At 63.5% G+C, this 11549-nt stretch carries 13 protein-coding genes and 2 pseudogenes; 6 read left to right on the forward strand and 9 right to left on the reverse strand.

Features of this window, described 5'->3' with window-relative positions; translation table 11 throughout:
• Positions 1 to 132: 132 nt before the first annotated feature.
• From G7A66_RS09745 to G7A66_RS09755, 3 genes are all read left to right on the forward strand, one after another.
• Positions 133 to 828, forward strand: a complete 696-nt coding sequence (locus G7A66_RS09745) for a CDP-alcohol phosphatidyltransferase family protein (protein ID WP_174295494.1) — start codon at positions 133 to 135, stop codon at positions 826 to 828.
• 439 nt (positions 829 to 1267) lie between these two features.
• Positions 1268 to 1603 (forward strand): TFIIB-type zinc ribbon-containing protein, encoded by a 336-nt coding sequence (locus tag G7A66_RS09750; RefSeq protein WP_174295510.1) that lies wholly within the window; start codon positions 1268 to 1270, stop codon positions 1601 to 1603.
• A gap of 117 nt (positions 1604 to 1720) precedes the next feature.
• Complete coding sequence (locus G7A66_RS09755) at positions 1721 to 2668, forward strand: calcium/sodium antiporter (protein WP_174295495.1); 948 nt, start codon at positions 1721 to 1723, stop codon at positions 2666 to 2668.
• A gap of 172 nt (positions 2669 to 2840) precedes the next feature.
• Here the strand turns inward: G7A66_RS09755 and rplT are convergent, their stop codons facing one another.
• The 5 genes and pseudogenes from rplT to G7A66_RS09780 all read right to left on the reverse strand — a co-directional run bounded on the left by rplT (position 2841) and on the right by G7A66_RS09780 (position 6105).
• The gene (rplT, locus tag G7A66_RS09760; RefSeq protein WP_174295496.1) at positions 2841 to 3200 is read right to left on the reverse strand and encodes a 50S ribosomal protein L20; all 360 of its coding nucleotides are present in this window, start codon (positions 3198 to 3200) and stop codon (positions 2841 to 2843) included.
• Between the two features lie 34 nt (positions 3201 to 3234).
• The gene (rpmI, locus tag G7A66_RS09765) at positions 3235 to 3438 is read right to left on the reverse strand and encodes a 50S ribosomal protein L35 (protein ID WP_174295497.1); all 204 of its coding nucleotides are present in this window, start codon (positions 3436 to 3438) and stop codon (positions 3235 to 3237) included.
• A gap of 130 nt (positions 3439 to 3568) precedes the next feature.
• Positions 3569 to 4336: pseudogene (locus tag G7A66_RS09770) on the reverse strand (SDR family NAD(P)-dependent oxidoreductase).
• A gap of 5 nt (positions 4337 to 4341) precedes the next feature.
• Positions 4342 to 5121: a histidinol-phosphatase gene (gene hisN, locus G7A66_RS09775; protein ID WP_174295498.1), complete on the reverse strand. Its 780-nt coding sequence runs from the start codon at positions 5119 to 5121 to the stop codon at positions 4342 to 4344.
• Positions 5122 to 5169: 48 nt separating this feature from the next.
• Positions 5170 to 6105, reverse strand: a complete 936-nt coding sequence (locus tag G7A66_RS09780) for a ribose-phosphate pyrophosphokinase (RefSeq protein ID WP_174295499.1) — start codon at positions 6103 to 6105, stop codon at positions 5170 to 5172.
• A gap of 117 nt (positions 6106 to 6222) precedes the next feature.
• On the opposite strand from G7A66_RS09780, the gene G7A66_RS09785 reads away from it, so the two are divergent.
• A complete protein-coding gene (locus G7A66_RS09785) occupies positions 6223 to 6501 on the forward strand; it encodes a hypothetical protein (RefSeq protein ID WP_174295500.1) in 279 nt (92 codons plus the stop codon).
• Positions 6502 to 6523: 22 nt separating this feature from the next.
• On the opposite strand, the gene glpX is transcribed toward G7A66_RS09785, so the two are convergent.
• On the reverse strand, positions 6524 to 7513 hold the full coding sequence (gene glpX / locus G7A66_RS09790; protein WP_174295511.1) for a class II fructose-bisphosphatase: 990 nt from the start codon (positions 7511 to 7513) through the stop codon (positions 6524 to 6526).
• 66 nt (positions 7514 to 7579) lie between these two features.
• Between glpX and G7A66_RS09795 the strand changes: the two genes are divergently transcribed.
• Positions 7580 to 8131, forward strand: coding sequence for a hypothetical protein (locus G7A66_RS09795; RefSeq protein ID WP_174295501.1), 552 nt, complete (start codon positions 7580 to 7582; stop codon positions 8129 to 8131).
• A gap of 6 nt (positions 8132 to 8137) precedes the next feature.
• Here the strand turns inward: G7A66_RS09795 and G7A66_RS09800 are convergent, their stop codons facing one another.
• The 3 genes from G7A66_RS09800 to G7A66_RS09810 all read right to left on the reverse strand — a co-directional run bounded on the left by G7A66_RS09800 (position 8138) and on the right by G7A66_RS09810 (position 10740).
• Positions 8138 to 9463, reverse strand: coding sequence for a homoserine dehydrogenase (locus G7A66_RS09800; protein WP_174295502.1), 1326 nt, complete (start codon positions 9461 to 9463; stop codon positions 8138 to 8140).
• Positions 9460 to 9897, reverse strand: coding sequence for an acyl-CoA thioesterase (locus G7A66_RS09805; RefSeq protein WP_174295503.1), 438 nt, complete (start codon positions 9895 to 9897; stop codon positions 9460 to 9462). The genes G7A66_RS09800 and G7A66_RS09805 overlap by 4 nt, the downstream gene beginning before the upstream one ends.
• A 93-nt stretch (positions 9898 to 9990) precedes the next feature.
• The gene (locus tag G7A66_RS09810) at positions 9991 to 10740 is read right to left on the reverse strand and encodes a hypothetical protein (protein WP_332310530.1); all 750 of its coding nucleotides are present in this window, start codon (positions 10738 to 10740) and stop codon (positions 9991 to 9993) included.
• A 519-nt stretch (positions 10741 to 11259) separates the two neighbouring features.
• Here G7A66_RS09810 and G7A66_RS09815 point away from each other — a divergent pair.
• Positions 11260 to 11549, forward strand: a pseudogene (locus G7A66_RS09815) (energy transducer TonB); the annotation flags it as partial.

Here is an 11549-nt window from a genome sequence, read left to right on the forward strand (position 1 = left end):
AGTTGGGCCGCTGCTGGAGAAATGCGCTATTCCGCCGCATGGCTTGAGTGTGTGGCGCTCGCAGGGTATCGAGCGGCCGGCGGCGTGATGCGGCACGTGTCACAATCATGCCCCTAATCGAAAGTGAAGGCGATGGCTCCAGTTCCAAAGGCACCGGATGCCCCGATCCAGCGCATTCAGGAAAACCTTGTCGCCCGGACCGAGCGACGCATTCTGAACCGGCTCTGTGCGATACTGCCCCGCTGGATCACTCCCGACATTCTGACCGCCATCGGCATGTTCGGTGCTTTCATGGTCTTCGCCGGTTACCTCTCCAGCAATGTCGACGAGGATTGGCTGTGGCTGTCGATCGGCGGATATGTCGTGCACTGGTTCGGAGATTCGCTTGATGGCAGCCTCGCGCGGTTCCGCAAGATCGAACGGCCGCGTTATGGCTATTTCCTCGATCATAGCTGCGACGGCTTTGCGACCATGCTGGTGGTGGTCGGCATCGGGCTAAGTTCCTATGTCGAACTGACCGTCGCGCTGGTCGCGCTTGTCGGCTATCTACTCATGTCGATCCATGCGTTTCTCTCGGTGAAGGTGGTCGGGGAACTGCGGTTGTCCTACCTCAATGCCGGGCCGACCGAACTGCGTCTGGTGCTGATCGGACTGACGCTGGCGATGCTGATTGCCGGACCGGAAAATCCGGTCGTCTGGCACCTCAACGGCTTCGACCTTTTCGTGGGCGGCGTCGGGCTGCTGCTGATCGGCCTATTCGTCCTGCAAACCGCCACGACCGCGCGCCGCCTGGCGAAAGAAGAACCGGCGAGGCGTCACCCAGACTGAGTGCCATCGTCATTTGGGCGCGCTTTTCTGCAACGGCATCGGCGCGTCAAATCCTGTTGAAAGCACCCTTGCACAAATGTATGTCGTCGGGGCGACCCGGGCCCCTCTGGCGGAAGCGCGATGCGCGTCCGCGATGTCGGATCGCTCCCTGCAAGGGGGGCTGATCGATGGATGCCTGCACATCAGGCACCGGACATATTGCTCCCTTCGGAAGAAATCGAAGGAGAAAATATGCAGAACCCCATTGCACCGGCCCGCAGGGCGGACGCCGTTGGCACTTTATCCGGTCCGGGTGTTCACCTGAATGCGCGGCGGCCTGATCCCCACGGCAGCCTTTGTCATTGCGAAAGCAGGGCGCAAATGGTTGCTCTACCTGAACGTCATCGAATTGTTTCAGATGCTGCTGAGCCCCTTCGGCCAGCGGCAGGAAGGATTGAAAATGCGTAGTCACGAAGCCGTCTCATCCATGCTCTGCCCCGTTTGCCGGACCGGCCTGTCGATGTCGGATCGCAGCGGGGTGGAGATCGATTACTGCCCCTCATGCCGCGGCGTCTGGCTTGATCGCGGCGAACTCGACAAGATCATTGAACGGACCGCTGCACCAGTGGACCGCAGTGGCGATACGCGACCTGCCGACGATCGCGGCCGCAGCTCGGGAGGGTTGATGGATATGGCTGCCTCGATGCTACAAGGCGACGATCGGCGGCACGACCGGTATTACGACAAACACCGGCCGAAGAAGAAAAAATCGCTTCTGTCGGAATTCTTCGACTGATGTCGACGCGGCAGGCAATCGGCCAAGATGGCCTGCCGTTCTCGCTGCATGTAGAGGCGAGCCGTTGACGCGCTGCCTGTTTGCGACAGTCGGCCAAGAAGCAATCAAGGATTTCGCATGACAATCATACTCATAATCGTCGGTCTGGTCCTGCTTGCCGTTGGCGGCGACGTTCTGGTGCGCGGCGCTGTTGCCGTCTCGGAACGGATGGGCGTGTCGCCTTTGCTGGCCGGTCTCACCATCGTGGGCTTCGGCACGTCGATGCCAGAACTTGTGACCAGCCTGTTCGCTGCCTTCGACGGCGCACCCGGTATTGCGGTCGGCAATGTGGTCGGTTCGAACATCGCCAATATCCTGCTGATCCTCGGCATCTCGGCCCTGATCCTGCCGCTCGCCATCGACCCTGCCGCTTTTCGCCGCGACGGATTGGCTCTGGCCGTGGCGACTCTGGCCTGCCTGGGCGCGGTGACATTGGGCGTGCTCAGCCGCCCGGTTGGCCTCGTCCTGCTGGCGCTGCTGGTCGTCTATATCGTCTGGGCCTATCGCAGTGAAAAGCTGCAGCCCGATGCAGAAGCAGCGATGCATGAACATGTCGTCGCGGACGTGAAACCCGAAGGGATGAGCCTGATTGCGGCTCTCGGACTCGCCGCCGTGGGGATCATCGGCACGATCATCGGGGCACGTCTGCTGGTCGATGGCGCGATCGAGATCGCCCGCGATTTCGGCGTTACCGAAACCGTGATTGGCCTCACCGTCGTGGCGATTGGCACGTCTCTGCCCGAACTGGTTGCCTGTGTGATCGCCGCCCTGAGGCGTCATGCGGATGTTGCGCTGGGCAATGTGATCGGGTCGAACATCTACAATGTGCTCGGCATTCTCGGCATGACCGCCGTCGTGCATCCGATCGAAGTACCTGCCGAAATTGCCGCTTTCGACATCTGGGTGTTGCTCGGCGTGACAGCGCTGCTGGGGCTGTTCCTGAGGACGGGCTGGACGCTCAAGCGCTGGGAAGGCGGCGTGTTCCTGGCGATCTATGTGACATACATCGCCTATCTGACGCTCTGACCAAATTGATGCGGGCCCGCGCTGTTGCGGCCCGCATCATGGGACAGGCGCAGGGGCGATGCACCAGGCGATTGGCACGGTTCGGCCTGGCACCTTTTCGCCCCCGCTAAGGCAAAGAAAAAGGCGCAGGAAGCAACCGCTCCCTGCGCCTTTAATCTAATCGGCCGATCGCTTATGCGGGCAGCGCGGCTTTCGCCTGCTTGATGATGCCAGCGAAGGCCGGGCCTTCGTTCATGGCGAGGTCGGCCATGACCTTGCGGTCAAGCTCGATTCCGGCAAGCTTCACGCCATGCATAAACTGCGAATAGCTGAGGCCTTCGGCGCGAACCGCGGCGTTGATGCGCTGGATCCACAGGGCGCGGAAAGTGCGCTTCTTTACCTTGCGGTCGCGATAGGCGTATTGGCCGGCCTTTTCGACAGCCTGGCGCGCTACGCGGATGGTGTTCTTGCGGCGGCCGCGATAGCCCTTCGCCTTGTCGAGAAGACGCTTGTGCTTGAGGCGCGTGGTCGTGCCGCGTTTGATACGTGTCATGTGCTAGATACTCCGTCAGGTCAGCGAGGCTGGCTCAATCGAGGCCGTAAGGCGCCCATTTCTTCACGGCGGCCCAGTCGGCCTTCGCGAGGACATCGGTGCCGCGGTTCTGGCGGATGTATTTGGCATTGTGGTGCGTCAGGCGGTGGCGCTTACCGGCAACACCGTGCTTCACCTTGCCGGTGGCGGTGAGCTTGAAGCGTTTCTTGACGCCGCTCTTGGTCTTCAGCTTGGGCATTTGGGTCTCCTTCGCAAGAGACACGTCCGACCGGCCATGGCAGCCCTTACAGCCAGGCAGGCGAGGAATTACGTGTCTGTGAAGCGTGCGCCCTTACCGGCACATCCTGCCGATGGCAAGTCCGGACCGCTCACCCGTGATAGATCATCTTGCGGGTCATCCCGCCGTCGACCACGATGCGGGTACCGGTTACGAAGCCGGCGTTCACCAGATATTCGACCGCCTCGGCAATGTCCCCGACGGTACCGACTCGGCCTGCGGGGTGCTGCGCCTTCGCACTTTCGGAATGGTCGGGCTGCTCGCGATCCGCCGCCTTCTGCTAGGAGCCGGTCTCGATCCAGCCGGGCAGGATCGCGTTTACGCGGATCTTCGGGCCGAGGCTGACGGCCATGGCATGGGTGAGCGCATCGATACCGCCCTTGGACGCGGCGTAAGCGAAACTCTCCGGTTCGCTCATCAGCGAGCGGGTGGAGGAGATGTTGACGATGCTCGCCGCATCCGCCCGGCGCAGCAGCGGCAGCGCGGCGCGGCTGCAGAGGAAGGCGGCGGTCAGGCTGGCATCCATCCAGCGGTTCCAGTCGGCGAGCGAGACGTCCTCCAGCGGGCCGCAATATGGGTCGGCGATCCCGGCATTGTTGACCAGGCAATTCAGCAATACGTCGCCCAGCCAGCCTTCCACTTCGGCGAATGCGTTTTGCACCTCGCTCTCGACACCAACATCGCAGCGCAAAGCGAGGCAGTCAGTCGCCGGAAACATGGTGCGCAATTCGGCCACGGCTTCCCCGTCCCGGTCGAGCGCGCAAATGCGCCAGCCGAGACCGTGAAAATGCAGCAAGGTGCCTCGCCCGATACCGGCGGCCCCGCCGGTGATCACGATGGTCTGCCGCGCATCCGACATGGAGATCAGTTCCCTGCTTCCAACGCGGCGACGACATCTTCCAGCCGCGCCGGATCGCCCAGCGCCAGTACATGGCCGTCGCTTCCGGCATTCAGCGGTTCGCCCGCCCAGTCGCACATCATCCCGCCTGCGCCTTCCACCACCGGCACCAGCGCGGCCCAGTCGTAAAGCTTCAGCTCGGCTTCGCACACCACATCCAGATGGCCGGAGGCGAGCATGGCGTAATTGTAGCAGTCGCCGCCCATGACCATGCGCTTGTGATCGGTCTGACCGGCCAGCGCCATGAATTGCGCCCCTTCGTGCGGGTTGAAGTAATGCGGTCCGGTGGTCGCTAGGCTGGCTGCCGACAGTTCGCGGCAGGCACGGGTGGTGACGGGCGCACCGTTGAACAGCGTGGGACGACCGGTTGCGCCCACCCACCTTTCGCCAAGGATTGGCTGATCGATCATGCCCATGACCGGCCAACCGTCGACCAGCAAGGCGATCAGCGTGCCAAAGATTGGCCGTCCCGCGATGAAGCCGACCGTCCCGTCTATGGGGTCGAGCACCCATTCCCGGCCCGAACTGCCGCGTTCCGTCCCGAACTCCTCACCAACGATGCCATCCTGCGGCACCTCGGCCTGCAGGATCGCGCGCATTGCCGTTTCGGCGGCGCGGTCGGCTTCCGTCACGGGCGAGGCATCGCCCTTGCGTTCGGCATCGACCCGGCGAAAATGCGGGCGAATGGCGGCGCCTGCTGCTTCGGCAAGGCGATGGGCGAGAGCGATTTCCTGGTCCAGTTTCATGCCCGGTCCTTCGCTGCTGCCATTGCGCGGGTCAACCGCGCTGCCGGTTTAGTCGAACAAAGAACTGACGCTGGATTCGTCCGCGATGCGGCGCACGGCCTCGCCGATCAGCGGAGCCACGGTCAGGATGCGGATGCGATCCGAATCCTGGGCAGCATCGGTCGGGCGGATGGTGTCGGTGATCACCAATTCCTTGAGGCTGGAGGAATTGATCCGCGCGACCGCCCCGCCCGACAATACGCCGTGCGTAATATAGGCGGTGACGCTCTTCGCGCCCTGATCGAGCAGCGCATGGGCCGCGTTGCACAAAGTGCCGCCCGAATCGACGATGTCGTCGATCAGGATGCAGGCCCGGCCCGCCACGTCGCCGATGATGTTCATGACTTCCGATTCGCCGGCCCGCTCGCGCCGCTTGTCGACAATCGCAAGCGGCGCATTGTCGAGGCGCTTGGCCAGCGCCCGGGCGCGCACCACGCCGCCGACATCGGGGGAGACGACCATCAGATCATCCTCGCCATAACGGGCCTGAATGTCGGCAGCCATGACCGGCGCTGCATACAGATTGTCTGTCGGAATATCGAAGAAGCCCTGGATCTGCCCGGCATGCAGATCGACCGAGAGGACGCGGTCGGCGCCTGCCTCGGTAATCAGATTGGCCACCAGCTTGGCCGAAATCGGCGTGCGCGGGCCGGGTTTGCGGTCTTGCCGCGCATAGCCGAAATAAGGGACAACCGCCGTGATCCTGCGGGCGGAGGCGCGGCGCAGCGCATCAATGCCGATCAGCAGTTCCATCAGATTGTCGTTGGCCGGGAAGCTGGACGACTGGACGATGAAGACATCCTCGCCCCGGACATTCTCGTGAATCTCGATGAAGATTTCCTCATCCGCGAAACGCCGGACGCTGGCGTCGGTCAGCGGAAGTTCGAGATAGCCTGCAATCGCGCGGGCGAGCGGCAGGTTGGAATTGCCGGCCATGATCTTCATGCAGATGCTCCGTATTCGCAAGATGGGGATTCGCAGCGTCTCTATGGCGCGCTGCCTTCAATATGCAACAGAAACGCCGCCGCTTGCCGTGGACAGAGCGGGGCGTAGTCTGCCTTCATGCTATTCTGGATGTTCATTGGCGCAGGCGTATTGCTGCTGATCCTGCGCCTGTGGGTGGGTCCGCCGGACAGGACCGGCGCCAGACCTGCGCGCCGCCGATTGCCGCAGGATGATCGGAATGCACCTGGCGACGAGCCGGACTTATGGACCGTGGAAGCGGTGCAGCGTTACGGCACGCCCGATACCGCTGCCGATCTGGCAAGCGAAGGCCGCGCCGGTGAATTGCGCGGCCTCGGCTATGATGGACTTGGGGAAGGCGAAGGCCCGGAGCGCTGAATGCATGCCGGGCAATGCACGCTCAGCCGAGCCGGTGTTCGCCCTTGATCCAGCGCACGGTGCCCGAGCTTGCGCGCATTACGACGCTTTCGGTCGTCATCGTCCCGTCGCGCCGCACCTTTACGCCTTCGAGCAGAGAACCCGAGGTCACGCCGGTCGCGGCAAAGATGCAATCGCCTTTGGCCAATTCCTCAAGCTTGTAGACCCGGTCGAAATCCTTTTCCTCGATGCCCCATTTGCGGGCGCGGGCCTTCTCGTCTTCGTTGCGGAACACAAGCCGGCCGTTGAACTGCCCGCCGACGCAGCGGAGCGCCGCTGCCGCCAGCACGCCTTCGGGAGCACCGCCCTGACCCATGTAGAGATCGATGCCCGTTTCCGGGTCCGTCACCGCAATCACGCCGGCAACATCGCCGTCCGAGATCATGTGAATGCCGCAGCCCAGGCTTCGCAGTTCCGCGATGATGTCGGCATGGCGCGGGCGGTCGAGCACGCAGACCGTGATGTCCGCGGGCTTCACGCCCTTGGCTTCGGCCACGGCGGTGACGTTTTCGGTCACGCTCTTTTCCAGGCTGATGATGCCTTCGGGATAACCTGGGCCGACCGCAAGCTTGTCCATATAGGTGTCGGGTGCGTTCAGCAGGCATCCGGCTTCGGCAGCGGCCAGCACGGCCAACGCGTTCGGTCCCGCCATCGCGGTGATGGTGGTGCCTTCCAGCGGGTCGAGAGCGATGTCGATCTTCGGGCCCTTGCCCGGTGCGCCGCCGACCTTTTCGCCGATATAGAGCATCGGCGCTTCGTCCCGCTCGCCCTCGCCGATGACGACAGTGCCGTCCATGTAAAGTTCGTCGAATGCCTTCCGCATCGCTTCGACCGCAGCATGGTCGGCGGCTTTTTCATCGCCCCGGCCGATCAGTTTCGAGGCGGCAACGGCAGCGGCTTCGGTCACGCGCACCATTTCAAGGACGAGCACTCGGTCGAGCGTGCTGCTTTTGCTCACGGCGGCGGATTTCATATCATTCATGGCGGATTAACTCCCCGGAAGGCTGGTGTGGCAGGCGCTTAAACGGGGGATCATGCAATGTCGAGAAGCGCCGCGCGCGATTTGCCGATCAGGGCGGCAGCGGCAATCTTCGCGATTTCGCTTGCAAGTCCGCTCCATGCTCAGGTCGAGAGCGCGCCGTCCGCCGCACCAGCGCAAACCTCGACTGCAGAAGACGCGCTGGAAGCTTCTCGCGACGCCTATGGCCCGCCCCGGCCACGCGATTGCGGACCCGCAGCGGAGGGCGAGATCGTCGTCTGCGGCCAGCGTGTGGATAATGCTCAGTTCCGTGTGGAATCCGACACCGCCAGCGGCCAGGCCATCGGCGATGGGGTTCCGCGCGCGCCAGACGTATCCGGAGCATACATCTTCAAGGGACCGGCCACGGTTGGCGGGTTATGCGGCATCGGACTGAAGGGCTGTCCGCCTCCGCCCATCTACATCGTCGATTTCGAGGCGCTGCCGGATGCGCCGCCGGGATCGGATGCGGACCGGATATCCCGAGGACTGCCGCCGCTGGGGAATGCAAACCGGAACGCGCCCGCAGCGGCTGATCCGGCTGCGGAAGCCGCAGCTCCGCAGCCGGAATAGACCGCGTCAGGCCTTCAGGATCGGCATGACCAGCGGCGGCGCGGTAAGGCTGTCCGATCCGTCGAGCAGGGCGACGGCATCGTCGACGCAGCGCTGCGGCCCCTCGTGCGTCACTAGCGCGACCAGCACTTCGCCGCCTTCCTCGGGACGGCCCTTCTGAATCAGACTCTCGATTGAGACGCCCGCATCGCGCGTAGCCGTTGCGATTTCGGCGAGAACGCCGGGCCTGTCGGCGACAGTCAGGCGCAGATAGGTTCGGCCCGTCCGGTCGCCGGGATCGGCCGGAGCCATCTGCACGAGCCGATCCACCGGAACGGAAAAGGGCGGCGAAACATCGCCTCGCGCTATATCTATAAGGTCGGCCACCACAGCGCTCGCAGTCGGCCCGTCGCCCGCGCCCGCACCCTGGAAAAGCAATCGCCCGACGAAATCCCCCTCCGCCACGACGGCATTGGTCGGCCCCGACACATGGGCGAGCGGGTGATGCTTGGGCACGAGGCAGGGGCGTACCCGCTGTAGCAGACGGGGCTGCTTTCCGGTTGCGCCCTCTTCCGTATCGGCAATTCCGATCAGGCGTATGACGTAACCAAGCGCATCGGCCTGCGCGATATCGGCAGCGCGTATGGCGGAGATGCCCTCGCAATGCACCGCCGCGAAATCGATCTTTGCGCCGAAGCCGATGGCCGCCAGGATTGCCAGCTTGTGCGCGGCATCCACCCCTTTGATATCGAAGCCGGGATCGGCCTCGGCATAGCCCAGCGCCTGCGCTTCGGCCAAGGTCTCCGCGAAATCGGCGCCGCTCTCCTCCATCTTGGAGAGGATGTAATTGCAGGTGCCGTTCAGAATGCCGTAGATCCGCGCCACGCGATTGGCGGATGTCCCCTCCCGAAGGCCTTTCACCACGGGAATTCCCCCGGCCACGGCAGCCTCGAACTTCAGCGCCGCGCCGCTTTTCGCCGCAGCTTCGGCAAGTGTCAGCCCGTGATGCGCGATCATCGCCTTGTTCGCCGTGACGAGGCCCTTGCCCGCCGCCAGTGCGCTGCGGGCAAGGTTCAGCGCCGGCCCGTCCGATCCGCCGACCAGTTCGACGACGATGTCGACGTCCTCGCGCCCGGCCATGGCGACCATGTCGTCCTCCCATGCGAAGCCCGACAGATCGACGCCCCGGTCGCGATTCCGGTCACGGGCGCTGACCGCCACGACCTCCAGCCTGCGCCCGGCGCGAGCGGTAATCAGTTCCGCATTGGCGGCCAACAGTCGCACCACCCCCGCGCCCACGGTGCCCAGACCTGCAAGGGCGATCCGGAGCGGCGGGCTCGATCCCTGGCTCATGCCGGCGTGCCCTCTGCGTCCATGACCATTTTCCCGCATAATTTCGCCCGCACTTCATCGGGGATGCGCTGCGGACTGCCGCCGGGACGGTCGATATGGACGCTTGTCAGTTCGATCTCGGTACGCGGAGCGGCATCGGCGGGATCGTCCTGGTGCCGCAACTCGATCCGCACCACCATGCTGCTGTTTCCGAAGCGAGCAATCTTCAGGCACCCGACAATCATGTCGTCGACGCCGAACGGTCGGCGATAGTTCACCTCCGCACGCGCGACGTGGAACTCTATGTCGTTCTCCGATGCTGCGCCGATGCCCCGATCGCGGAAGAAGGCGCTGACCAGCACATCTGCATATTCGAGATAGCGCGAATTGAAGACGACCGCCTGAGCGTCGACCTCCGAATAGCGCACGCGGAAGCTGTAAGTGAATCCTGTCATGCCTCGCGCCCTAGCGCGAGCAGCATGACGGATGGAACCAGTTTGTCTTTAGGCGGCAAGAGCCACGGTTGATGCCTGCCGCCTGCCCCACCTTCAGCGGGTACGCCTGCACTCGCCGAGCTGGTCAAGAACAAAGGCATAATCCTGCGCGGCACGGGCGCGGGATGCCGGGTCGCGCGACAGATTGGCCTGCCCCGGCAATTCGGCTGGAAGCGAACAGGCCAGACGATACCATTCGAGCGTAGCGGGCTGAGGTGCCCGGGCCGACTGATCGACAATCTCGGTCCACGACACGCCCCAGCGCGGCGCCATGTTCGGCCTGCGCAGGACACTGAGAGATACCGGCCCGTCCTCTTCCGTATTCAGGAAAAACTGTGTTTCCGATTCGCCGACCAGATTGCCGTCGACCGACAGCGCATCACGGATGGAAGTGACACGCGGCGGCGCATCGGGCGCAAGCATGGCGGCGACGATTGGCCGCAGCCGGGCCTCCAGTTCAGGGCTCCAGGCGAGCTGTGCGGTGGGGTTCACCAGCTGGATCTCGTCAGCCCGCCCCGGCGCCGTGCGCGCGAACAGGAGGACCTGCGACTTTTTCAGTTTCGGGACGCGGCCCTTCGCATTCAGCGGCACGTCGACCAGATATTTGAGGTTCTCGCCAACCGGTGACCTGCCGGACAGCAGAGCTTCAGTCCGCGCCTCCACATAGAGGCGGCGGTGATTGGCAGCCACGCCGGGTGCACGCTCGGGCGGCACCTCCGCAATGCGGCGGATCTGCGCGCGCAGGATCGTGGGATTGCCATCGGCAAGGGCGGCAAGGTCAGCGTAGGTCGGGCCATTCGCCACTGACGGAGATCCTGCATTCATGGTTGGGGCTGCTGGGGTCTGCGCAGCGAGAGGTGCTGCCTGCAGACCCGCCAGCATCATGACCGCAGCAGCAACTGGAGCCACAATCCGGCGGGACCGGACTTGGGCAACAACGTCATCGGGGCGCAGAGTGTATCGGTTCATTGTAACTCGCTCGATCGTTAGGCAGGCGGCGTAAGGAACCGCTCACGTAGGGAAACAAGTGTCTCATCGCCTTCGTTCCAGCAGCAATGGACTGAATTGGCGCTTAATCTGAAAACCAATTGCGTGGGGTGGGTATCGTCGGTAAGGGTCGGCCCGAATGAGGTTTAAAAAAATAATAAGACCTTGTTTCTGGCCTTGCCGACCATGGGATCGCATCATAGCCGTTTTCCGGTTCGGAACGTTCCATACGGTGAGGTAGACAGATTGCATCGCTCTCTGGCAGAGCCTTGCATTCGCTGGAACGCTAAAGATGCCGGGTGAGACCCGGCAGTGATGACGGAGTGATGGGACTGAATGGCCTACGCTGACCAAGAGATGAGCACGAACCGCATTATTGCGCTCGTTGCCGTTGCCTTAATTCATATCGCGATCGGCTATGTGCTCGTCACCGGACTTGCCTTCGAAGCCGTTTCGAAGGTGGTTGAGCGCGTAACGACGGTTGATATTGAGGAACCGCCGCCACCCGAGCCGGAGGATGAACCGCCGCCGCCCGAACCGCAGCCGCAGCCGGAAACGGCACCGCCGCCGCCAGTTGCGCCGCCGCCGCCGATGAACATTTCGCCGGCACCGCCGCAGATCCGCAC

Origin of the sequence: Alteripontixanthobacter muriae, from assembly GCF_013336795.1 — a bacterium.
Classification (GTDB): domain Bacteria; phylum Pseudomonadota; class Alphaproteobacteria; order Sphingomonadales; family Sphingomonadaceae; genus Pseudopontixanthobacter; species Pseudopontixanthobacter muriae.